Origin of the sequence: Bradyrhizobium sp. B117 (assembly GCF_038969555.1) — a bacterium.
GTDB lineage: Bacteria > Pseudomonadota > Alphaproteobacteria > Rhizobiales > Xanthobacteraceae > Bradyrhizobium.
The window spans coordinates 4,940,589-4,964,182 of the sequence record NZ_CP152414.1 but is presented as its reverse complement, the minus strand read 5'-3'; the positions used below and the strand labels follow the sequence as shown (position 1 = coordinate 4,964,182).

The 23,594-nt window shown below is 63.9% G+C and carries 16 protein-coding genes and 1 pseudogene; 6 read left to right on the top strand and 11 right to left on the bottom strand.

Features of this window, described 5'->3' with window-relative positions; genetic code table 11:
* Nucleotides 1–24: 24 nt before the first annotated feature.
* From AAFG16_RS24390 to AAFG16_RS24375, 4 genes are all read right to left on the bottom strand, one after another.
* Nucleotides 25–522: a TlpA disulfide reductase family protein gene (locus AAFG16_RS24390; protein WP_283086709.1), complete on the bottom strand. Its 498-nt coding sequence runs from the start codon at nucleotides 520–522 to the stop codon at nucleotides 25–27.
* Entirely contained in the window at nucleotides 519–1,730 is a 1,212-nt protein-coding gene (locus AAFG16_RS24385) for a sialidase family protein (RefSeq protein ID WP_342740811.1), read from the bottom strand. The genes AAFG16_RS24390 and AAFG16_RS24385 overlap by 4 nt, the downstream gene beginning before the upstream one ends.
* 26 nt (nucleotides 1,731–1,756) lie before the next feature.
* The gene (locus tag AAFG16_RS24380; protein ID WP_342740810.1) at nucleotides 1,757–4,156 is read right to left on the bottom strand and encodes a TonB-dependent receptor; all 2,400 of its coding nucleotides are present in this window, start codon (nucleotides 4,154–4,156) and stop codon (nucleotides 1,757–1,759) included.
* Between the two features lie 84 nt (nucleotides 4,157–4,240).
* Complete coding sequence (locus tag AAFG16_RS24375) at nucleotides 4,241–4,618, bottom strand: DUF2946 domain-containing protein (protein ID WP_283086706.1); 378 nt, start codon at nucleotides 4,616–4,618, stop codon at nucleotides 4,241–4,243.
* A gap of 481 nt (nucleotides 4,619–5,099) precedes the next feature.
* Between AAFG16_RS24375 and AAFG16_RS24370 the strand changes: the two genes are divergently transcribed.
* The 4 genes from AAFG16_RS24370 to AAFG16_RS24355 all read left to right on the top strand — a co-directional run bounded on the left by AAFG16_RS24370 (nucleotide 5,100) and on the right by AAFG16_RS24355 (nucleotide 9,108).
* The gene (locus AAFG16_RS24370; protein ID WP_342740809.1) at nucleotides 5,100–5,399 is read left to right on the top strand and encodes a globin; all 300 of its coding nucleotides are present in this window, start codon (nucleotides 5,100–5,102) and stop codon (nucleotides 5,397–5,399) included.
* 140 nt (nucleotides 5,400–5,539) lie between these two features.
* On the top strand, nucleotides 5,540–6,562 hold the full coding sequence (locus AAFG16_RS24365) for a sugar ABC transporter substrate-binding protein (RefSeq protein ID WP_235546116.1): 1,023 nt from the start codon (nucleotides 5,540–5,542) through the stop codon (nucleotides 6,560–6,562).
* A 6-nt stretch (nucleotides 6,563–6,568) separates the two neighbouring features.
* Nucleotides 6,569–8,071 carry a sugar ABC transporter ATP-binding protein gene (locus AAFG16_RS24360; protein WP_342740808.1) on the top strand — a complete coding sequence of 501 codons (1,503 nt, stop codon included), beginning with the start codon at nucleotides 6,569–6,571 and terminating at the stop codon, nucleotides 8,069–8,071.
* Between the two features lie 11 nt (nucleotides 8,072–8,082).
* Nucleotides 8,083–9,108: an ABC transporter permease gene (locus AAFG16_RS24355; protein ID WP_342740807.1), complete on the top strand. Its 1,026-nt coding sequence runs from the start codon at nucleotides 8,083–8,085 to the stop codon at nucleotides 9,106–9,108.
* Nucleotides 9,109–9,392: 284 nt separating this feature from the next.
* On the opposite strand, the gene AAFG16_RS24350 is transcribed toward AAFG16_RS24355, so the two are convergent.
* The 6 genes and pseudogenes from AAFG16_RS24350 to AAFG16_RS24325 all read right to left on the bottom strand — a co-directional run bounded on the left by AAFG16_RS24350 (nucleotide 9,393) and on the right by AAFG16_RS24325 (nucleotide 18,031).
* The gene (locus tag AAFG16_RS24350; protein ID WP_342740806.1) at nucleotides 9,393–10,058 is read right to left on the bottom strand and encodes a hypothetical protein; all 666 of its coding nucleotides are present in this window, start codon (nucleotides 10,056–10,058) and stop codon (nucleotides 9,393–9,395) included.
* Nucleotides 10,059–10,257: 199 nt separating this feature from the next.
* A complete protein-coding gene (locus tag AAFG16_RS24345; RefSeq protein WP_342740805.1) occupies nucleotides 10,258–10,632 on the bottom strand; it encodes a hypothetical protein in 375 nt (124 codons plus the stop codon).
* Between the two features lie 15 nt (nucleotides 10,633–10,647).
* Nucleotides 10,648–12,237 carry a CHAT domain-containing protein gene (locus AAFG16_RS24340; RefSeq protein WP_342740804.1) on the bottom strand — a complete coding sequence of 530 codons (1,590 nt, stop codon included), beginning with the start codon at nucleotides 12,235–12,237 and terminating at the stop codon, nucleotides 10,648–10,650.
* Between the two features lie 4 nt (nucleotides 12,238–12,241).
* Nucleotides 12,242–13,486 (bottom strand): ankyrin repeat domain-containing protein, encoded by a 1,245-nt coding sequence (locus AAFG16_RS24335; protein ID WP_342740803.1) that lies wholly within the window; start codon nucleotides 13,484–13,486, stop codon nucleotides 12,242–12,244.
* A gap of 563 nt (nucleotides 13,487–14,049) precedes the next feature.
* Nucleotides 14,050–14,236, bottom strand: a pseudogene (locus AAFG16_RS24330) (ABC transporter ATP-binding protein); the annotation flags it as partial.
* On the bottom strand, nucleotides 14,237–18,031 hold the full coding sequence (locus AAFG16_RS24325; RefSeq protein ID WP_342740802.1) for an autotransporter domain-containing protein: 3,795 nt from the start codon (nucleotides 18,029–18,031) through the stop codon (nucleotides 14,237–14,239).
* Between the two features lie 505 nt (nucleotides 18,032–18,536).
* On the opposite strand from AAFG16_RS24325, the gene AAFG16_RS24320 reads away from it, so the two are divergent.
* Nucleotides 18,537–21,380 carry an ATP-binding protein gene (locus AAFG16_RS24320; RefSeq protein ID WP_342740801.1) on the top strand — a complete coding sequence of 948 codons (2,844 nt, stop codon included), beginning with the start codon at nucleotides 18,537–18,539 and terminating at the stop codon, nucleotides 21,378–21,380.
* Here AAFG16_RS24320 and AAFG16_RS24315 read toward each other — a convergent pair.
* Nucleotides 21,353–22,054 carry a response regulator transcription factor gene (locus AAFG16_RS24315; RefSeq protein WP_283086698.1) on the bottom strand — a complete coding sequence of 234 codons (702 nt, stop codon included), beginning with the start codon at nucleotides 22,052–22,054 and terminating at the stop codon, nucleotides 21,353–21,355. The two genes, AAFG16_RS24320 and AAFG16_RS24315, sit on opposite strands and share 28 nt — an antisense overlap.
* Nucleotides 22,055–22,368: 314 nt before the next feature.
* On the opposite strand from AAFG16_RS24315, the gene AAFG16_RS24310 reads away from it, so the two are divergent.
* The gene (locus AAFG16_RS24310) at nucleotides 22,369–23,586 is read left to right on the top strand and encodes a serine hydrolase (protein ID WP_342740800.1); all 1,218 of its coding nucleotides are present in this window, start codon (nucleotides 22,369–22,371) and stop codon (nucleotides 23,584–23,586) included.
* The last annotated feature ends 8 nt before the right edge of the window (nucleotides 23,587–23,594 follow it).

The window sequence follows — 23,594 nt, the reverse complement described above, 5'->3', positions numbered from 1 at the left end:
GTCTTCCCGTTTGCAGATTGAATTTCAGTGTGTGCCGAGCTGTTGGCCCGACCATTTTTCGAGATCGGCCATCTCGGCCGAGCCCTCGATCGTCGTGATGGTCCCGTCCCGCGAGATGAGCATTGTCCGAGGGATATCGCCCTGCCAGGCAGGATCAATCTCGAACCGCAAGCGCTCGACGAAGCCGTCGCTGAAGATGAAATTCTCGGTCGACGATAGCCCCGCTTTGTCGAGCATCGACTGTGTCGCCGCCGGCAGATTCGGTACGAGATCGGCGCTGATCGTGACCACGTCGATCCCGGGATGGTCCTTTGCAAATCGCCCGAGCTCCGGCAGCTCGACCTTGCAGGGCCCGCAAGTCACGCCCCAGAAATGCACCAGCGTCGGGCGCCCGGCATGGCCCTTGAGCACGCTTTGCCAGGTACCGCGCTCGAACGGTTTGAGGGCCGGCGCCGCCACGAGCGTAGCGGCTGACGCGACCAGGATCCCCAGGCCCAGAATGCCGGCAAATCGATATGTCATGGTTGATCCTCGATCGCTGTAAGCCGATAGCCTTCCGCCTTCGTCATCCATGACAGGTAGACCTGCCGGCCATTGGACACCAGCAAGGGGTGGTCGGAGGTGTCTGTCGTATCCGATATCGTCTTCGGCGGCGACCAGCTCTCTCCGTCATCTCGGGAGATCGTCATCTGGACTGAGGTCTTCTCGCCATCGAACTCCTTCCAGACCATCACCGTTCCCGCCGTACCTGCGAGCACGTAGGGGCGCGTCGGATTGCGACCGGGCTGTCCGAGCACCATTGGCGTGGAGAACGTGCGGCCTTCGTCGCGCGAATGCGCGTAGAACAGTCCCTTGCGCGCCCTGCCGTTCGTGTACCAGGCGACGTGATAGGTCCCGTTCGGCGCAACCGTGAGGCTCGGCCCGTGATGCGGGCAGGCATTGATCTGCCAATCGTCATTGCTGACCCGGCGGATTTCGCCTGGAGTCGCGACGTCGGTGAAGGTCATGACCTCGTGATCCCGCACGCCGCCGTCAAAAATGTTCCTGAAGATCACGGCCGGTCGCCCAGGCGCCGCGAATGCCAGCCCCAACCGACAGCATTCGCAAGTGCCTTCGCGCGCCAATCGGGCCTCGGCGTAGGTGGTGCCGCCGTCGCTGGACGAAGCAAAGAACAGCCCCGCCCCCTCGTACTTCTGTCCCGCTTCCTTCGCGAGAACGCGATTGCGCTTGTCGAACCATGCCGCGAAGACCGTTCCGTCCTGATCGAGCGCCAGCGCCTCAAAACGCTGGCTTTCGTTGCTGGCGGTGATGGGCTTCGGCTCGACAAAGCTCTTCCCGCCATCGGCCGAGCGCGTGTAGAGCACCTGGCCGTTGAAGGCCTCATCCCTGAAGATCGAGAACGCCAGCGCGATGCCACCCTTGCGATCGACCACGATCTTCGGCCGCGCGTCCGGGCCCCAGTCGAGGTTCAGCCGTTTCGTCGTGACCTGGACGGGAGCCGTGAAACTCCGCCCTGCATCCTGCGAGCTGGCAACCGAGACCTGTCCGCCCGCCATCCAGACCAGCCACAGCGTTCCATCTGGAGCGAATGCAGGCGTCACCTTGGTTGCACAGCGCAGTGCCGGCTCGTCGCAAGCAGCTTCGGACGCATGCTGACCATGCATCTGTGCGAGCGCCGTACCCTGCATGAATGCGAGGACAGCCAACCCAAGCAATCCACTTCGGATCATGCTCCTGGTCCCTTCGAGAGCCCGGCTCATTTGAATGCCACCTTCATACCTGCAACGAACGTGCGCGGCGAGCCGGCGTAGATCGAACCGGTCGTATTTGCCAGGACGCTCGCAGGATTTTGAAAGCCCGCCGCGGTCACGGTGTTGGCGATGTTGTTGGCTGACGCAACGTAGGTCCGGTCGAACACGTTCCTGACTTCGAGGAACAGGTTCAGCGATTTGAACGTGTCGGACACGAGATCCGTCTTGTAGTGAACGTTCACATTGACCAGCTCATAGCCCGGCGCTTTCAATAGATTTGCATTGTCCATGTAGAAGGAGTCCTTCCACTGGACCTCGACGAAGCCTCCAAGTCCCGCCAAAGGCCCCGCGAACTCGTCGTAACCGACCCTGGCCGTCAGCTCGTTGGGCGAGATGCCGGGGATCTTGTTGCCCGCCCGGTTGAAGCTGAACACCGCGCCATTGGTGATATTCTCGACATACTCGGTGTAGATTTCGTCGAGATAGGTGTATGCCGCCATGAACCGCCAACCCGGATAGAACTTCCAATCGGCAGCAAGCTCGACGCCGCGATGCTCCGATCGCGGGGCGTTGAACGAATACGATATGCCGTTGATCGGAGTCGCCTGACTGACGATCTCGTTGCGGAAGAATTCGTAGAAGCCGGTCGCGCTGAGCTTGAGCGTATTGTTGGGCGTCCAATCGAACCCGAGGTCGTAGCCAAGATTCTTCTGAGTTTGAAGCTGGGTATTGTTGCCCGACAAGCCCGTCGGAAGAACAAACAGATTGGAGACCTGCGGGGTGCCGTATCCCGTGGCGACCCGTCCGCGAAACAGCCACTCGTTGTTGAGGTTGTAGAGGAGCGCCAACTCCGGCGCGGCATTCTGAAACTGCCGATCCGCCGTCGTGAGGGTTGTGGTGGTAACTCCCGTGGGGCCGGCATATGTGTATGCCGTATTGATACCCTTCAAGAGGGTCGTCTCCCAACCGATGCCCGCGACCGCCGTCAGTGCCGCAGTGAGCTTGAGCTCTTCCCTGGCACGAACACCATAGTTGGTGGTCTCGCTGTAGAGATTGCTCGACAATCTGCCGAGCGTCGCATTTCCTCCCGGCATCACGTTCCACGTATCGCTCGAGGCCGTCAGGGTGTTGTAAAAGGCACCGAAGAACGTTGTGGATTCGAGGCCGACAATCTCGCCTCGCCTGGTGACGTCGCTCATGAAATTGTACGAGGGAAAATCTCCGATGGCGCTGGTCGCGCCGGTCGGCTGGTTGATGTTCCTGTCGTCAAAGACGAACTGATTGCGCCAGGTCGTGGTGTTGTCGAAATCGTGCTCCCAGCGACCACCGACGATGGTGCGGCGATCATTGCGGCCGAGCCCGGCCTGCACAGCCGTTTCCTTGTCGGTGCCTGCCGCCGTATTAAAACCGTTGTTGAAGAGCGTGACCGTGCCGCATCCGGCCGCGGCCGTGAGGCCAGTCGCGCAGCCCTGCTGGAAGGGGTTTTGATAGTACTGGTTCAGCGACTGCCGGATCGGCAGCCGCGCGCTGAGGTCGTTGTTGATGATCTTGACCGTGAAGCGATCGTCAGGCGTCGCCTTGAGCGTGCCGAGGAAGTTGACGGTCTGCGTGTTGAACCAGCTGTTGCCGATATAGCCGTCGCCCCGCGTGTCGCTCGCGAACAGCGAGCCCTCGAAATTCCCGACCTTCTTGCCTGCGGCAAGGTAATTGTTGAGATAGCCGTAGCTGCCGCCGTCGACGCCATATTCGACGCCGTCGATCGTGCCGCCCGGCCGCGTCCGAAAATTGAGTGCTCCGCCAGTCGCGTAGTTGCCGTAGAGCGCCGATGAGGGACCTCGGACGACGTCGATCGCGCTATAGGCGCGCGGGTCGATCAGGTCGCTCCGCGACAGGCCGTCCGGCTGCGTTACCGGAAAGCCGTCGTCGAAGATCACGAGGTTGCGAATGGCAAAACCGTTCCTCGCGTTGGATCCGCGAATCGAGATGCCGAAATCGCGCGGGCCATTCCCCTGCTTGATCGAAATGCCCGGGCTGTCGCGCAGGACGTCGTTGACCGAGAATGCGGGACGATTGTCGAACTGGCTGCGATCGATGGTCGTCGCGGTCTGGCCGGCCGGTGCCTGATTGAGTTCATCGCGCGCTGCGCTGGCAGTCACGGTCCTGTTTTGAGTCGGTGCACTGACGTTCGCGCTCGGCGCAATGGGTCTCGGCGCGCGGCTCACGGAAGCGGATCGCGGCTTCGAGGCCCGGACGACGGGTTTGGCGCGAGCCGCCTGCGGCGCCTCGACAGTCACAGCGGGAAGCTCAGTGTTGCGGCTCTGGGCGAAGGCCCCGCACGACGACGCAAGCATCGCGGCCTGAATGGCAACGAGGCTCACGCCGCGACGGGCATGACAAACTAACATGGGACATTCCTGATGCCGGCTTTCTCTCCGGCCAATCGACAACATCAATCGCCGGCGGACGGACCGCGGCGACTACGAGGGTCGTCAGGAAAGATGAGGAGGCGCCCGTGCCTGGGCGTTCGAGCCCTTATCGGCCGCGACGAGGGTCACTTCGGCGGCATGCCACGACACGCGCTCGGCGTGGCGGAGGGGAATGGAGAGCGCGAGCTGAGGCGGCGAATCGAGCGAGGCGCCCGCCTGTGCCAGGCAACACAGCGCGCAGGCCGCGCCATGCGCGGTCGGTGTGCCGGTCCGATCGTCCAGACCACCGCCCTGCTCGCCTGCGCTGTGGCAGATGACGGCGGCCGACAACGGATCGGCCACGGCCTGGCCGGCCGACCAGCACGCGGCGATCGGCGCCAGCACCTGCATCGCCAGGGCGAGCAGGACGAGAGGCAGGAATTTTTGCAGCCGCGCGCGCATCCACCGAACCGTTCGTTCGTGCGCTAACTAAACACCCGGCCGGGGGCCGAGTCGAGGTCAGTTCCGCCGCCTTCTTGGTCCAGCGCAAATTTGCCGGAAACTGTGATCCGGCCGCCCCACGGGACCGTACGCCCGGCTTTTGAGCCAGCGGCCAAACCCTGCCCTATCCACAGATTTCTTATATTTGTCATATGCTTACGAGGTAAACAGCCCGATCGTTTCGTTCATTGCTCGAATTTTGAACATTCGTTGCTGAAAATGATGACAAGTGAGAAAAGTTGATCTAGCATCCTCTTGCTCAGGCCTGACCGCGAGGTCGACGTCTGGTGGTCCAAGTCTCGGGAGGAGCCCCTGGCGCGCAAAACGCAGCGTCGCCCCGTCAATCAAGATCAAATCTTAAGATCGGGGATAATAGGGTCGACACAATTTTTGAGCGGGGCCAGGGCCCCGCTCTTTTTTTGTCTGCGTGGCCTCAAGGCTGATGAGCGCTTCCTCTGATCCGATCGAACGGAGTTTTGAGATTGCGGCAACGCGCTGCGCCGATCTCACGCCGCTCGTCTATCAACGTCTGTTCGAACAGCACCCGGAAACGCGGACGATGTTCCGCGCGCAAGGCCGCGCGCTGGTGATGGAATCGATGCTCGCGCTGACGATCGCCTTCTTCACCATCATCAGGGACACGCTGCGAGATCTGCTCGGCGACGAATGGTCGGCCGACATGGCGCAGGCGTGGGACCGGCTGCTCCCAGATATCGACACATTCGCCACCGCTCCCGCCTGACGCTTTGCGCTGCACCAACGCGAGCAGCCCGCGATCCCGCAGCTGATTGCAGATTGAGTGGCAAGAACTCTTGTGAGAGACTTTCGGACATCGGTCGCGCAGGCAATGACGCGCCGACGATAAATACATGGGAGCGAGCGATGTCCGGGACGAAAGATTTCTCGACGACGAGGCGCGATCTTCTTCAGGCGGCAGCGGCCGCCGGCGCCGGGGCTGCCCTCTTCGGCAGCATGGGCATAAACCCCGCACTGGCAGCCGAGGTCGGACGCAGCGAGAAGCCGCTGAAGGCGGCGTTCTCCAACGCGGGGCTTCAGGCCACCTGGTGCGCGCAAGGAAAGCAGGCCGCGGAATTCTGGGGCAAGCTGTTCAATGTCGAGGTCACCTGGTTCGACGGCCAGCTCGACGCGGTGAAGCAGCGCGCCGCGATCGACAACATGGCCTCGCAGAAATGGGACTTCGTCGCGATCCAGGCCTTCGGCATCGGCACCCTCACCCAGCCCGTGCAGAAGATGATCGACGCCGGCACGCCCGTGATCGACATGGACACGCTGATTGCGCCGCTCGACCAGATCAACGTCCACTCCTTCCTCGCCCCCGACAACGAGTTCATGGGCGCCTCGGTGACGCAGGCGCTGTGCAACGCCATGGGCGGCAAGGGCAAGATCATCATGACGCAAGGCGCGCTCGGTCACACCGGGGCGCAGGGACGCGCGAAAGGCTTCAACTCTGTCGTCAAGCAGTTCCCGAACATCGAGGTGCTCGACACCCAGCCGGCCGACTGGGACGTCTCCAAGACCGCGCGCCTCTGGGAAACCTACCTCACCAAGTATCCGCAGATCGACGCGGCGTTCTTCCACAATGACGACATGGCGCTGGCGGCGGCCAACATCATGAAGGCCCGCAATCGCACCAACATCCTGATCGGCGGCGTCGATGCCATGCCGCCGGCGATCCAGGCGGTGAGCGAGGGCCGCATGTTCGCGACCGTCCGCAATCCGTCCTGCCGCATCCATGGCGGCGCCATCATCGCGGGCGTCTCCGCCGTGGTCGGCGGCGAGAAGAGCGGCCAGGGCATTCCCAAGAACGTCGTCACCGACGGCCCTGTGGTGACCAAGGCCAACGCGGCGGGGATGCAGTGGATGCAGGATCACTTCCTGATCTGAACTTCCATGTCAGCGGGTCGTTCGCCCATCCTGGAACTGCAGGGCATCACGAAGAGCTTCGGCGGCGTCGAGGCACTTCGTGGTGTCGATTTTGCGCTTCTTCCCGGCGAGATCCACGGTCTCGTCGGCGAGAACGGCGCGGGGAAAAGCACGCTGATGAAGATCATCGCCGGCGTGCACAGCGAGTTCTCCGGCCGCTTCCTGATCGACGGGACCGAGGCTCATTTCCGCTCGGCCCGCGATGCGCATGCCGCCGGCATCGCCATGGTGCATCAGGAGCTCTCGGTCGCGCCCGACCTCACGGTTGCCGAGAACGTCTTCCTCGGCAACCAGCCGACCAACGCCCTTGGCCTGGTGCAATGGCGGCGGATGGCGCGCGAGGCCGGCGAGCAGCTCGCCCGCTTCGGCATCGACGTCGATCCGATGACGAGGCTCGGCGATCTCCCGATCGGGCTGCAGCAGCTGATCGAGATCGCGCGCGTGCTGTTCTCCGGCGCCCGCATCGTCATCCTGGACGAGCCGACCTCCGCCCTCTCCCCGCCCGAGGTCGAGCGCCTGTTCGCAACCCTCAGGCGCCTGCGCGAGGAAGGCACTGCAATCGTCTTCATCTCGCATTTCATCGAGGACATCCTTCGCGTGTCCGACACGGTCACCGTGTTCCGCAACGGACGGAAGGTCGCGGAGACAGCGAGCGCCGCGACCAGCAAGGGCGCGCTGATCGAGGCCATGATCGGGCGCGGCGGCGAGGCGCTCGAGCACAGCTACACCGACGATTTGATGCTGCCGCAGCCGAGCGGCAGCCCGGTGGTGCTGAAGGTCGACCAGCTCTCGCTGGCGCGCAGCCTGAAGGATATCTCCTTCGAGGCCCGCGCCGGCGAGGTGCTCGGCATCTACGGCTTCATGGGCTGCGGCCAGCAGGAGCTGTCGCGCATCCTGTTCGGCAAACTGAAGCCGGACAGCGGTACGCTTGTCGTCGACGGCACGCCCAAGATCTTTGCCAGCACGGCGGCGGCACGGCGCGCCGGGGTCGCGCTGGTGCCGGAGAGCCGCCGCGACATGCTGTTCCACCAGGAGCCGGTCTACAAGAACATCTCGATCAGCATTTTGGACCGCATCTCGTCCCTGCTGCTCAAGCCGGCGCAGGAACGCGATATCGCCAAGCGCCAGGTCGAGCAGCTGCAGATCAGGCCGCCGGTGGTCGGCCTCGACCTCGGCATGCTCTCCGGCGGCAACCAGCAGAAGGTTGCGCTGGCCAAATGGCTGACCTACCCGCCCAAGCTCCTCGTCCTCTGCGAGCCGACCCGCGGCATGGATGTCGGCGCCAAGAACGACGTCATCAACATCGTCCGCGACCTCCGCGCCAGGGGGCTTGCGATCATCGTGCTGTCGACCGAGCCGGAGACGGTGCTGTCGCTGGCCGACCGCATCCTTGTGCTGAAGCGCGGCGCGGTGGTGCGGGAGTTCAGGAACGAGCCGGTCAGCAAGGACCGCCTGCTGGAAGCGGCGTGACGGAGAAGCACATGAGCAGTGAGACGGCTTTGGCGGCGGGGCAGCGGGCACGGGGCGTTGCGCCGTTCCTGCGCTCGCAGATGCGCAACATCGCGCCGTTCCTGACGCTGATCTTCCTGTCCGCCTTCTTCGCCTTCGCCAGCCCCTCCTTCGCCACGCTCGACAATCTCGGCAACATCCTGACGCAGGTGTCGGTGACCGGCATCATCGCCGTCGGCCTCACCTTCGTGATCCTGTGCGCGGAGATCGACCTGTCGATCGCCAGCATCGCCAACGTCACCGGCATCGCGGTCGCCTACTTCACGCTGCAGGAGTCCTACGTCAACATCGCCAACATCCCCCTGCCCGGCGCGGTCGCGATCATTCTCTCGATCCTGCTCTGCGGATTGCTCGGTCTCGTCAATGCGCTGGGGCTGACCGTGATCGGCATCCCCTCCTTCATCATGACGCTGGCGATGATGCAGATCGCGGCCGGCATCTCGGCGCTGCTGGTGCGCGGACAGATTGCCTACAAGGTGCCCAGCCTGATCACGACGCTCGGCTCGGGCTCGGTCGGCGGCATCCCCTGGATCGTCATCGTCGCCGCCATCATGCTGCTCGGCGGCCACCTCGTGCTGACCTACACGCGCTTCGGCCGCTACGTCTACATGGTCGGGGGAAACCGCGAGGCGGCCGAATATGCCGGCCTCAACGTCAAGCTCATCTTAGGCAGCGTCATGGTGATCTCGGCGGTGTGCTCCGGCATCGGCGGCATGCTCGGGGTCGCCCATTTCGGTAGCGCGCAGCAGAACGAGTTCGACACGTACCTGCTCGACTCCATCGCTGCGGTCGTCGTCGGCGGCACCAGCCTGTTCGGCGGCCGCGGCGGCATCGGCAACACCATCGTCGGACTTTTCGTTCTCGGTGTCCTGAATAACGGCCTCGACCACGTCAACATCGACAGCTTCCTGAAGATCCTGATCCGCGGCCTGATCCTGCTGGCGGCGCTGGTCATCAACGTCTATGCGCAGCGCTTGCGAGAAAAAGCGGCGGAATAGACTGCCGCCCAAACAAAAGTGCGAAAACAACCCCATGCACAGTAGAAACTGCGAGGGAATTCAGCCGCTTGTCAAAGCCGCGCGTGCGTGAGTGCGGCCCGCGCCGAAATTTGACTCGTCGGGCAACACAGGAGCATGATGTCATCATCGGCCGGTCGTTCAAGCGCAGGGCCTGGACGAGGCAGCTCCTCCATCATCGCGCCCATCGCATCTCTGGAATGCTGCACCGAGGCTGAAGACGTTCGGTGTCCAGGTGCCGTGCTCGTCCGCTAAATGCGCTTGATTCACGGCTCGTTTGTTAACCAGCCAAGCTCGAAGAGCCGATGGATCACATCGTCGTAGGGCAGTCGCTGCACAATCTGCTCTTTGGTCATGCCGAAATTTGCAATAGCGCCTTTCTCGATCAGCTCAGCAACAAGCCAGAGCAGCGCGGCGCACATCTTCGCCCGATCCGATTGGTTCAAGGGCACGTTCTGTATGACGTCATAAAGCGCCTGAACTTGCAGGCGATCGGCGTCGGGCAAGAGATGGATAATGCGCTCGCGCGGGAGCGCAAAGGCGGCCTGCACGTAGGACGCGACGAGAAACAGTTTTTCGAAGCCGAACTGTCTGACGACGGGAAGCAATATTGGGTACAGTTGCCGCGCCTCCGGAGGCGCGGCGGCAATCAGCGCATCGTGCGGTTGCCTCTGCCGCGTCAGGACGGGCTCTGCCACCGCGATCGCGTCGGCTGATCCATACGGCGGATCGCCATTGTGGTAGCGGATCATGGCCATCACAGAGATGAACATGGCTTGATGCGGATTGAAGCCCAGGACCCCGCCGCCGCTGAAGCCGGGAGATATTCCAAGGGAGCCAAGCTGGAGGGCCACCTGGGCATCTATCTGCGATCGTCGGTTGGCGGCATCGGTCTGCTGTTTTATCCGCGCGGCCTGTTCAATAATCTCCACGGGCAGCTTCCGCCACGACCACCGCGCCAACAGGACCGCGTGGCCTACATTCTGCCTGAGCATCCAGATGTCCCAGACCTTTCCCAGGAACCCCTGGTACGGATTCTTCGGCTGGAAGAGCTTGCTGAGAATTCCGAAAATGGGACCCTCCCATCATCGAGGCGCAATGAATGGCGGTGACCTTTGGCCCCTCGAACTTTCAATCCCTGAGGGGCGCGCGCAATTCCTTGTCGATCTCCTCCGGCGTAACGCTCTCCAGCGAACGCATCGTCCCGGCGATCTCCACCTTGATGGCCCGGATCAAGGCTCCGCCTTCCGTGACCATTTTGCGCAAGGCAACTAGAAGCGTCGTTCCGGCGCCGACCGCACCGGTCATGGCGGTCAGCAGGACTGCAAGGTTGGCGACCGCCGCGGGATCGAGATTTGCCTGCGAGCGCACGGCCATGCCGTCGATCGCAACGCCTTTCACATCCCCGAGATTCGTGCGCGCCAACGCAGCGACCTCGTCCTTGTGTTTCGCAGCGACTTTGGGGTCCTGGTCCCTGTTGATCTCGACGAATATCTGCAAACTCATTGCAACCTCCGCTCGCTATGCTTTCATGCCGAACTGCATCGCCGTGAACGGCGCCCAGTCGTATTGGGTGCGGTGCAAGACGTCCTTGTAGAGTTCCAGCGCGGCTATTTGGATGCTGGCAGCGGCATCCGCCCCATTGACCCAGGCATCGTAGACAAGCCCTGCCATCGTCTTGGCGGCGCCGACCTCGGCATTCCAGAGCGAGCCGATGACCTGGCGCGCGCCGGCGGCGCGAAAGGCGGCCTGGAGTCCAAACAGATCGTCCCCGGGCCAAAATTGAATCCCCATCCCGCCGACGGCTCGTTGCCCGGAACAGCAGGCGACGAGTACGACGAGGTCGGCGGGAACGCGAGAGTTGGAGATCATGTCTGCAGTCAGCCGCTCCGCCCCCAGTTGCAGGAACGACTCTCCAGGGACGTCGCCCTGCGCCGACGTGCCGTGGCAAGCCAGCAGCAAGAATGCGGCATGGTCGAGCTCACCAGCGGCCAGCATCCGGGCGAATACATTGCAGACGCCCGGCTCCGTGAGCCGGCTGGCCGGAAGTCCTCGAGCCTCGTGCCTCGCAACGATCTCTTCGGCAATGGCGTCAAATCCCTCGGTGGGTTCGACGTCGAGATAATAGTCGATGCCCGCAGCAAGCACGCCTCGCCCGTCGGCGACCGGTATGCGACGATGGATGGCCCCGAGATTTGGGATCGTTGTCCATGGAAAGCGTAGCCCGAGCCGTTTTCCCTCGAACCTGAGCATGCTGAAGGGAATCGCATGGAGCGACCGATGCGGAAGGATGAAAAGCTTCCGGGCGTTCGTCAGTCGCGACGTCACCAGGGCGGGCAGCAGAATCGGGCACAGGACGTCGAGTGCCTCAGCATCCTTCTGTGTAAAGGTCCAGCCTCCGATCCCGCCGTTTCGAAGATGAGCCGAGAACGACTCCAGAATGCGCAAGGCGTCTGGATCGACCGTCACCGGCACCGACTGCAACGAATTTCGCTCGACGGTCGCGACCAGAAGCCGGCCGGCTCCCAGCCAGGTGTAGACAATGGCGAGCTCGCCAATCTCCAGCGCCTCCTGAACCAGCTTCAAGTCCAATGGCGGTTCACCCGGCAGCGCAGGCCGCTGGTTCTCCGCCGCCTCCAGCGCACACGCCAGACGTCCAGCGGCCAAGGCCGCCGAGGTCGCGCTCTCGAAGACGCGAATGCGATCCCGCATGGCGGTCGCCCGGAGAATGGGATCGGTCGTTCGTTCGCGATGCAATCGGGCCAGCTTGATCGCGCGCTGCGTCAGCTCGTAGGCGCATTCCGGCTGGGGCTTGTCGCGCTTCAAGACTGCGTCCGCCTCGATCGCCAGCGAGAGCGCAACAACATTCGGCGCAGTCGTCTCGTCCGCCAGCTCGCGCGCCTGCACGGCAAAGCATCGCGCCTTGGCAGGGTCATCATCGAGCCAAGTGTCGGACAATTCCACCAGGGAAGCAGCTTTGATAGTACGCTGTATCAGCGGGGCGGCTTCCGCTAAGAGCCGCTCGGCCGCCGTGCGCCGGTCGCGCCCGGGCACGCCCGACAAGCGCTGCAGCCGAACCTCCGTCAGGAGCTGGTTGACCGCCAGGAGCACAGCACTACTTCCCCTGGGTCTGCAGTTTATGATCGACAATGAGGCGGGCATAACGATCCGCCTCGCTCGGGTTGCCGGGGTTGGCCTTATCGACCGGGCCATAGGCGGTCTTCAAGCCGGTATATAACCGGTAGAAAAGCAGCCTGAGCTTCAGGATGTTGCCGGCACGCTGCACCAGCTGAGGGCCATTTCCGGCATCGCTCTTCATCGATGCGATCATCTCGCCGAGGATCAACTCAGCGGCCGGCGGCTGGTCGTAGCCGGCCTCCCTCAATGTGGCTTCCGCGTCCTTGAATGGCGCGATCGCCGCCCATTGATTGCGGGTTTGCAGCTGGATTTCACCCAGCTGGATCAAATGAGACGCTCTCGAAACAGTGGATGGAGCTGCCGAGGCAAGCGCCGCCCGCGCCCGTTCAAGCCGCTGCTCGACATTGCCGGCCGCAACGTCGAAGCAAGCTGCCGCGCTTTCGGCGGCGTCCCGGGCTTCTGCCCAAAGGCCGGCCCTTTCGAAAATGGCCTGCGCCGCCTTGTATTGAAGCGCCGCACGACCAGGCTGCTCTAGCACGGTATCGAGGATGAAGGCCGAGAGGCGCGAACATTCGGCCGCTTGCGCGAGAGGCGGCGCCGGCCATCCCACAGCGGGCGCCAGCTGACCCGCAAGAGTCAAAAAGTCGGCTTCGATCTGCTTCAATTCCGCGATCGTCGTCGCATCCACCCCCATCGACGACACGCCCAGCGCTCCCGCGGCAATTGGCGGCAGGCTCCAGCCCATCGAGGCAAACGTGACCTTTAAGCTCACACGTCGAAGCCTTGCGTTCGCATCGAGGAATGCATTCAGTTGACCCATGGGATCCAGGCCGCCGAAGACGCGCGGCCTTTGCCGCAGGCGCTCGACAACGGCTGCATGCCCATTGATCAAAGCCACATCCAACGCTGTCCTTCCGTTGGCGTCCCGCAGATCCCGATCGGCACGATGGTCGAGTAGCGCGTCCACGGCAGCGAGCTGACCCGTCATCGCAGCGGACATGAGCGCGGAGAAGCCGTTGTCGCCGACCGAGTTCGGATCGGCTCCTCGCGACAGCATGAGACGAAGAACATCGACTTGGCCACGCTCAGCCAGGAGGTTGAGTAATGTTGGCCCGCCCAAATAAATGTTTGGCGGCATTCCTCTGTCCAGCGCCTCGGCAACGGCCGCTACATTGCCCTTGATAGCCGCTCCCGCAGTTCTCAGGATTTCTTCTTCTGTCATGTGTTTGCTCACCAACTTCGGCGGTTGTAGCGAGCCGAACGAGCCAGACGCGATTGGCCCGTCGACGTTGGACCAGCCTCGGGTGCGACATCAACGACGAGACGGACGTGTGGCCGGCGCAGCGGCCCACGGACTTCTCGTCTGTCGTGTCGTCTGTCGTGGTTGTCTCTGCGGCCTCTCAAACGTCCAAGCAGGTCAAGGATGGACAGAGGGCTCGCCGAAGGTTCTTACTTCTGGAAAGGCTTCAAGAAGCATTTCCAGCGGTGCAACTATAGGATGAATTTAACATGGCATGCTCCGTCTTGAAAGCCACTGCCCCGCTCCGCGCATCACGTTTTCATCAGCAGGCACCACCTGCACAAATACAACTTAAGCGCGTTTACGCCCGGAGCGTGTGAACCAATTCACCATGAGCAGGCGATCTTCAGCTCGCCGAAATCGTCGCTCTTATGGCTAGCATCTTCACCATATGACGGCATCACCCGAACGGGTGATGAGCTACGAAGACTGCAAGGAAGTGTCTCGGCCGTCACCCTTCGAGCGCCGCTGAAGGAGCGGCGACCTCAGGGTGACGGTGATAGAGCGACGCTCGCTGCACCGATCTCGTCTGCCCGCCAACACCTCACCGCATGCCCATCGGCGCGCGTCTTTAGCACCGGCACCGGCTCGCTCCGGCACACCGGCCTCGGCATAACGACAGCGCGGGCTGAAGGCGCAGCCGTTGACCGGATGATGCGGCGGAACACCTCCTCACCATGCATAGCGCACGGCGCCCTTGCCGACATAGCTGCGCGTGTTGCTTGAGAACTCGCCGTCAAAGGCGCCGATGACGGAGACGCCGTTTGGCCAGGCGATCTCCGCCGAGGCGGTGGTCAGGGCACCATCACGGGCCGGAATGGCACCATTGACGACGAAGCTCACGCCCTGCAACGCCTGGAAGGTCGCGCTGATGCCGCCATCGGTATTGTAGTCGTGGGCCCACGCCGCACGGCCGCGCAGCGTCAGAACCGCGCGGTCGAGCAGGAACGCCTTGTCGCCGCGCAGGCCGAGCTCGCTGCGGGTCGCGGTGCTGGTCCGGGCGTCGTATCTCAGCGCAAAGGTGTTGGTGCCCGACACCGCCTGCTCGGCATAGGCCGGCAGCTGGAACATGGTGACCTGCGCCGCCGCATAGGGCGTGACGCCGAACCAGGGCGTGGCAATCCGGTAGCCGGCCTCGGCCCGCCCGGAATAGGCATTGGCGTTGAAGCGAGCCTGCAGATGGTCGATGCCGGCGGCAGTCACGGTGCGATCGGTCGTGACGTCCTGCCAGCCGTAGGCGAGCGAGCCTGCGAGATAGGCCGGCCCAATGTTGTGGCGCACGAAGCCGCCCACCTGAAACAGGTCGGACCGGCCGGTGCCGCTGGCGGCGATGCTGTAATTGGTGCCGCCGCCGCCAAGCGCAAAACCTGCGGTGGTGCTCGGCGACAGCGCGACGTCGGCGCCGGCAACCACGCCATAGATACGGCTGGTGGTGGTGCCGGAGCCGGTCGTGGCATTGCCGTCCGTGGTCTGGGTGCCACCGTAGCCGGACCCCCAGGCGCTCCAGCGCGCCTCGAAGCTCGGCTTTAAGTTCGTCTTGGCCGCCTTGGTCATCATGGCATAGGCGTCGCGCTCGGCGCGCGGCCGCGCGCTGGCGCCCTCGTCCTCCTCGCCGTAGCCGAGCCCGCCACCGCTGCCTCCCGACAGGCCGCCGCGGCCTTCGATCGACGGATCGGACAGGCGATTCATGAAGCGGTTCATCACGTCGTTGGTGGCGCGCTGGTTGCCGGTCGCGGTCTCGCCCGAGAGCTGGCTCAGCGCGGCGGTCTGGCTCGCACCGCTGAGGCCAACCACGGCAGCGAAGCCGGGGGGCAGCGTGCCGCCATTGTCGAAGAAGCGCTTCAGCGACGTGCCGACTTGGGTCTGGTTGTCGTTCATGCTGGCCATCGACATCTGCGCCTGAAGATCGAGATAGACGTCGGTCGCCGTGTAGCGCAGGCTGGAGGAGAAGCCGGCCGGCAGGCTCGCGGTGGTCAGCGTCGCGAAGCTGCCGCTGACGCTCGTCGCATGCAGAAGGTCGTAGCTCTTGCTGACATAACTGCCGGCGGAGAACGTGGCGGACGCGGTGCCGGCGAGGGTCGCGGTGCCGCTGACGGTGGCCGAACTGGCGCTGCTCGGGCTGATCTGCACCGCGTAGGTCGCGCCGCTCTGCAGGGTCAGGTTGCCGACGACCGTGGTCGACGTGCCGGCGGTCCCGGAGCCGGCGGCGAAGGTGCCGCCGCTGGCGATGGTGGTGTTGCCGAGGGTGCCGCCGCCGGTCAGGGTGGCGCCGCTGGCGACGGTGGTGAGGCCGGAGTTGCCGATACTGCCGTCGACTTGCAGCGTGCCGGCGCTGACCGTGGTCGCACCGGTATAGGAGTTGGTGCCGGAGAGCGTGAGCTTGCCGGTCCCCGTCTTGGTCAGCGCGATCGTGCCGGAGCCGTCCTGGATCACGCCGGAGAAGGCGGTCGAGCTGTTGTCGCCGCCGGCGGTCAGCGTCACGCGAAAGGGCCTGCTGTTGGTGACGGTGCCGGCGCCGGCCAGCGAGCCGACGGCATTGCTGTATGATCTGAGGTCGAGCGTCGCGCCGCTCGCGACTGTCATCGCTGAATTGTTGCCGAAGACGTTGTTGTTGCCCGCCTGCAGCGTGCCGGCGGCCACGGTGGTGGGGCCGCTATAGGTGTTGGCGATGGTGCCGCCCAGCATCAGTATGCCGGTCCCCGTCTTGGTCAGCCCGGTCCTGCCGGCGCCGTCCTGGATCACGCCGGAGAACGTGGTCGAGCTGTTGTTGCTGCCGGCAGTCAGCGTCGCGCTGCCGGCGCCGCTGTTGGTGACGGTACCGGTGCCGGCCAGCCAGCCGACGGCATTGCTGAATCCTCCGAGGTCGAGCGTCGCGCCGCTGGCGACCGTCACCGCCGAATTGTTGCTGAAGGCGTTGGTCGAACCCGCCTTCAGCGTGCCGGAGCTCACGAAGGTGCCGCCGCTATAGGTATTGGCGCCGGACAGCACCAGCGTGCCGGTTCCTACCTTGAGCAGTCGGATCGTGCCGGTCCCGTCCTTGATCACGCCGGAGAAAGTGGTCGTGCTGTTGTCGCCGCCGGCAGTCAGCGCCGCGCTGCCGCTGCTATTGGTGACGGTGCCGGCGCCGGCCAGCGAGCCGACGACATTGTTGAATCCTCCGAGGTCGAGCGTCGCGCCGCTGGCGACCGTCATCGCCGAACTGTTGCCGAAGGCTGTGATCGAGCCCGCCTTCAGCGTGCCGGCGGCCACGGTGGTGGGGCCGCTATAGGTGTTGGTGCCTGATAGCACCAGCGTGCCGGCATAGCCGGTGCCGCCATTGACGACGACGCCGCCGGTCCCGGACACCACACCCGACAGTATCACCGTATTGCCGGTCTGGACGTTGTAGGTCGCATCGCCCGTGGCGGCGATGGCATTGGCGAGGGCGAAGCTGCCGGTGACGTTCAGCGTCACGCCGGTGGTGCCGCCGGTGAGCGTGACGGCGCCGTTGCCAAGCGCGTGGCGATTGGCGATCACGAGGGTACTGCCCTCGGTCACGGTGGTGCCACCGCTGTAGAAGTTGTTGGCCGAGAGCGTGACCGAATTGCCGCCGCTGGTCGTCACCTTGACGGAACCGGCGCCAGTGATGACGTTGGCGTAGCTGGTGCTTCCGCCGGTCTGCAACAGCGTCAGCATGCCGGAGACGATAGCGATATTGCCGGTGAGCGTGCCGCTATTGGTGAGGCTGTTGCTGCCGGAGCTGAAGGTGATGGCGTTGGCCTGCGCGGATCCGCCGCCGGACATGCCGCCGCTGATACTGCCGGCGTTGATGACGGTGAGGTTGCTTCCGACCACGCCGACGCCGCCGGCGCCGACGATGCCGCCGGTGCCGCTGACCCCTGAGCCGAGGGCGAGGCCAGCGGCGCCACCAGCGCCGCCATTGCCGCCCTGGACCACGCCGGCATTGGTGAAGGTCTGGCCGCTGCCGGTGAAGTACGCGCCGGAGCCGCCATCGCCACCATTGCCGCCATTGCCACCATTGCTAGCGATTGAACTACCGCCGGCACCACCGGCACCACCGACGCCGCCGTTCGCAGTACCCGACGCCGTCAACGTCAAGTCGCCAGCCCCTATCACGAATGCATGACCGCCAGCGCCGCCACCGCCACCGCCGCCGGCCGGGCCGGCCGCGGGGCCCCCTGCTGCTACGAACGAATTACTGCCGGCACTGCCGGCGTGACCGTTGCCGCCAAGACCGGACGCACTAACTGTTCTGGTAGAGGAGAACGCACTGCCGTTATCGCCGCCGTCGCCACCGCCCGAGCCGCCATTCTTCGGATCGCTACTATCAGTGCTGCCGTCGCCGCCGGCGGTGCCGTCGGTGCCGCCGGCACCGCCAAGGGTTATGGTGGTATCGATGTTCCTCGTGGCACCGCCGTCACCGCCGCTGCCGGCGAGCGCCGGGGCGGTGAGCGGCTGCAGCGCCAACAGGACAAGGGCACCCGTCAGAGCCGTCCCTCTCAGAAGCAATCGATATGAAATTCTATTCGGTTTGGTGGTGGCCAGCGTGCTGCTCTGACCGATCGCCGACTTCGCTTCCAACATCCCGTACCCGCCCCATGACGCCCGCCGCATCGAGGCGGCACCCTTTGGAGCCGAATCCCCGACTGCGGCTCGACTGAAGCTTTATCGTCCGTGTTGCTGAATGTGTCGGGCAATGTGCTCGCGCGTTGTAAATGGATGTAAAGACGACGCGCATCAGCGCGGGAGCATTTCCGAACGCGCCCATCAATGCCGGCAGCCGCGTGATCAACGCTGCTCTCGGATCATTTCATTTTGCTGCGCGAACGCAGCTAATGCTAAAGACCATGACCGGTAACGCATGCTCTGGTCTTCATTCGATGTCGATATTTTCGCAGACCGTTCGCACACACCACGGAATTTGCGTGCATTTGCACCGACTTGAATACGACTGCCTATGCGTGCGTGCGTGATGACCGGCCAGCCAACAAACTTCGCCGCCGCGCTGCGGCTTGCAGCGGTCTATCTGCTGACGCTCGTCTCATTCGCCGTGGGATTGGCGTTCACCTGCGCGTTCGCGCAGGCCGGCGAAGATGGAGTGGATCTGGCGCGGATCACGGACGGAGCGTCGCTGATTCCGTCGCTGTCCTTTCTCGATGACCGCGAGGGCCGTCTCTCTGCAGAGGAGGCGCTTTCGCATTCAGGATGGATGCCGGCTTCGCCCCGAGCCATGACTCTGGGGTTCACAAGCTCGGCCTTCTGGCTGCGTGGCACGCTCTATAACAGTGGTGATCAGCCAGTGACGCGATGGCTCTCCGTCGGCAACGAGCGGCTGGAAGACGTGCGCTATTTCCGCTTTGTCCCCGGAGCGGACAAGCCTTCCGAAACAGTGCTAGCCGGCACGCGAATTCCTGTCAGAAGCCGTCCGATCACGGCGGTGCGGTCCGTGTTTCCCGTCACACTTGCGCCCGGCGAGAAGATCGTCTTCGCGCTGCGGGTGCAAAGCCGCTCTACAGTCAATATCCAGGTCAGTGCTTGGAATCCCGCCACCTTCCAGGAGTCGGAGGCGCCCGCCGCACTGTTCGAGTTCCTGTTGATCGGATCGGTGGCGACCATGGCCATCTTCACGCTGGCCCTGGGCTTCGCCCAGCGCGATCGAATTTTCCTGGCTCTCGGCACCGGAGCCATCGCCGAAATCATCTACGACCTCGCTTTCCAGGGGCTTCTGTACCGCTACGTCCTGACAGACGGCGGGGACGTCGTTGTGCGAACGCCCGGTGTCTCCGGCCTGATTGCACACGTGCTTCTGTACATGATGGCAGCGATGTTCATTGGCATCGACCGCATCGCGACCTGGTGGCGAATTCTCTGCTTGTGCAGCGTTCTGCTGCTGGCGGGATCGGTATGGGCTGCGTTCGGCGATTATAGAACCGCGGTCTCCAATCTGACGACCTTGGAGCTGGTCTTCGAGGTTGTCTGGATCGTCGCCGTGCTGGATAGCTGGCGCCGCGGCTTCGGCAATGCGCGGCTCGTTCTGATCGCCGGCGGTCCCGGAGCCATCCGGCTCCTGCTCAATCTCGGCGAAATTCTCGGCCTTTGGTCCTTGCCATGGTTCGTGGGCTCGGCGATCACCTGGAACAATCTCAGCCTCATGCTGCTGCTCATCCTGATCGTGATCGCGCGCGGGCGCGAAGTGCGACGCGCGCGAGAACAAGCCCGCGAGGAATTGATGGCGGTCAAGGAGCACACGCGAGAGAATCTGCAGCGGGCGGTCGAGGAGCGAACACGCGAGCTTCAAGCCGCGCTCCTCGCGGCGGACGAAGCCAATCGCGCCAAGTCGGATTTTCTGACGGTGATGAGCCACGAGATCCGCACGCCGATGAACGGCATGCTTGGCGCCATCCATCTGCTCAAGTCCATGCCGCTGGCAGACAAGGTGCGCACCGCGGTCGACGTCGCGGAACGGACGGGCGCCGCGATGCTGGCAACGATCGGCGATATCCTGGATTTTGCAAGGATCTCCGATCGCAGGCTGGAAACGGAGTACGCGCCTTTCGACCTGCATGCGTTGCTTGCAGACGTCCAGGCGATCATGAGCTTGCGCGCAGAGCAGAAGAATCTGTCGCTCGTGGTCACCACCGACCCGGCATTGCCGATCGCGGTGATGGGCGACGTCGACCGGCTCCGCCAGGTCCTGCTGAACCTCGTCGGCAACGCGGTGAAGTTCACGGCGAGCGGCGAAATTCGTCTGTCCGCGGCTCCAGACCCCAACCGAGCCGACTGGATCCGGCTGCAGGTGACGGACACCGGCATCGGCATCCCGCCGGACAGGATCGACCGGCTGTTCGAGCCCTTTACGCAGGCAGACGCCTCGATCGCACGGCGGTTCGGTGGCACCGGCCTCGGCCTTGCGATCTGCCGGCGGCTGACTGAGGCCATGGGGGGCGACATCACGGCGGAGAGTGAGCCGGGACAGGGCTGCACCTTTCTCGTCCGATTGCCGTTGCCGGCGGCTGAACTCGCCGACATCGAAATCCCGTCCGCTGCCGGAGGTGACAATGCCGTGCAGACGTCGCGCAGCATTCTCATTGTCGATGACGACGAGAACAACCGCTTTGTCCTCTCCGGCTCGCTCGGTGTGATGGGGCACCGCGTGCTCGAAGCAACGGACGGTGCGCAGGCCCTGGCATTGCTGGCTGCACAGCCGGTGGACCTGGTGCTGGCCGATCTTCAGATGCCGGGCATGGATGGGACGGAACTGGTTCGCCGCATTCGCGCTCTGCCGGCCGATCGCCGAACCGTTCCGGTCGTGGCCGTGACCGCCGATGTCACGGCGGGTGTGGTCGAACGGTGCCTGCAGGCGGGCATGGATGGCTATCTGTCCAAGCCGGTGATGCCCGACGACCTGCATCGCACGATCGATGCCATCTGCGCCGGCGGGCCGTTCGTGCGAACCGGCGGACAGGCGCTCGGGGAGGACTTTCTGGCCTCGCTGAAGCAACAGCTCGGCACGGAGACCGTCGGCCGGTTGGTCGGACAGGCCCTGGCGACCGTCAAGCGGGGCGCGGCAGAGATCGAGGAGTCCCTGCAGCGCGGCGACCGGGCGCGCGCGCGCCAGGCCGCACACCGCCTGGCCGGCTCTGCGGGGCTTGCCGGACTGACGGCGTTGAGCTCGGCGGCGACCACGCTGGAGCATCGCCTCGCCCAGTCGTGGGCCGACGGGCTCGAGGCGGATCTCAACGCCATGCTTGTGCTGGCGGCAAGCTCCGCAGAAGACCTGAAACGGATCTATTCCGGCCTTGCAGAGAACCGGTAGCCGACGCCGGGCACCGTGACGATCAATCGCGGCATGCGCGCCGGATCGCCCAGCTTGCGGCGCAAGCTGCTGACAATGACATCCACCACACGCGACGACGTACCGATGCTGTCTGACGCGATGGCGTCCAGCAGATGCGCGCGCGACACCGAGCGTCCGGCGGCGGCGACCAGGGCCGCCAGCACGTCGAGTTCAGACGGGGTCAGCGCAATGGCCTCCCCTTGCCTGTTCGTCAGAAGGCGACCGACGGAATCGAACGACCATCCCTCGAATTGCACCGTCGTATCTTTCCCGCTGGGCCGGCGGCCGAGCAGAGCCATCAGGCTTGCGATGAGCTGCTGCGGGTGAAACGGCTTGACCAGATAGTCGTTGACACCGAGCTCCGCCGCGACGCTCCGGCTGACGGCGGAGTCATCCCGCGTCGTGATGCAGATCGGCACGTCCAACCGCGTTCGCAGCTGCCGGACGAGGGCGAGACCCTCTTCGTCGGGAAGGCCGAGGTCGAGGGCGATGGCATCGAAGGGCTGTGCCGGCATGCGCAGGGCAGCACGCATTTCCGCGGCCGTCGACGCGACGGTCACCACGATGCCTTCCCTCTCCAGATAGGCCGCTAGAAGCGTCTGGACAAAGACCTCGTCCTCCACGAGAAGGACCGACGGACGACGTTCTGTCATGGCCTGGTTGATCCATTCCTCGTCGGATGAGCGCGATCTTTCCCTCGATCAGCACCGTTGAACAAGGATCAGGCGCCGCGCAAAAAGGCAAGGAGGCAGGACCTGTCCGGGCTCATGCCGCTGGGGAAAGGTGGACCGAGCCAACACCTGCTCTCATCGCGCTTTAGAGACGCCCGCCCCCGCTCGAGACCAGCGCCGCGGTCGTCGGCGGCGGCACCAGCCTGTTCGGGGGCCGCGGAGGCGTCGGCAACACCATCGTTCGAGAACAACCCCATGCACAGTACAAATCATTGAGGAATTTGGCGCGGGGCGACTTGAGCGCCTGCCGCGACGGCGTTTTGACACGTCGGGCAAAACAGGGGCAGGATGTCATCATCGCAACGACCGGGCGTCGGCGCCCCGCTGAGCATGAGCCGCGCCCCGAGTTTCGTGACACGCCCCTCGGTCGTCTCCTTCACCCCTCTCCAAAAACCTACCAGATCTCCGAACCAATCATTGTCATGCGGTATTCAGCACTGGTCGCGATCTTGCTGGTCTGGTCGGGGTGGGCAAGTGCCGAGCCCGGGATCGAATGGCAGTTTCTCGCTGCCAATGGACCCACGCAGCGCTCGCCCATTCAAGGCGCCGTCGAGAGCTACGCCCGAAAATATAAGCCGACCGCGGTCATGGTCGTGCAGGACGGCCTCGTGGTCGCGACATCCGGCGACATCAGCCGCAAGGTCAATGTTCGCTCTGTTCGAAAGAGCTTTTTGAGCGCTCTCTTCGGCGTCGCCATCGAACGCGGTCAGATCAAACTTGAAAGCACACTCGGGCAACTGGGCATTGACGACACCGCCCCGTCGCTGACGGCTGACGAGAAGCTTGCAACGGTTCGCCAGCTGCTCATGGCCCGCTCCGGAGTCTATCATCCGGCGGCTTACGAGACGAGCGAACAGAAATCGACGCGCCCGCCGCGCGGCGCTCATCCGCCTGGCACGTTCTGGTACTACAACAACTGGGATTTCAATGCGCTTGGTGCGATCTATGAGAGGGCGACGGGCTCGAACGTGTTCGACAGCTTCGAGAAGCTGATTGCGCGTCCCCTGCGGATGCAGGATTTCACGACCCGTGACGGGACATTCATTGGAGATCATTCCTCTCTTTTTCCCGCCTACGTGTTCAGCATGAGCGCGCGTGATCTTGCACGTTTTGGATTGCTGTTTTTCAACAAGGGGCGATGGAACGACGTTTCCGTCGTTCCATCCCACTGGACGGCAGAGTCAACGAAGGCCTATTCGGAGACCGATCGAAAAGACCGGGGGTACGGCTATTTATGGTGGACCCTCGGTTCCGGTGCCTGGCGAAGCGACGCAATTTTTGCGTCCGGCTACGGAGGACAGTTGATCGTGATCGTGCCGGAGAAGCGTCTGGTCGCCGTTCAGGTCGTTGAATTGAATGAACGCCAGCAGGGAATTCACTCCGCGACTTTTCTCGACCTCGTTCGGCAAGTCAGCCAGGATACAGCCGGGCCGTCGCCCTTCGAGGGCCGCTGAAGGAGCGG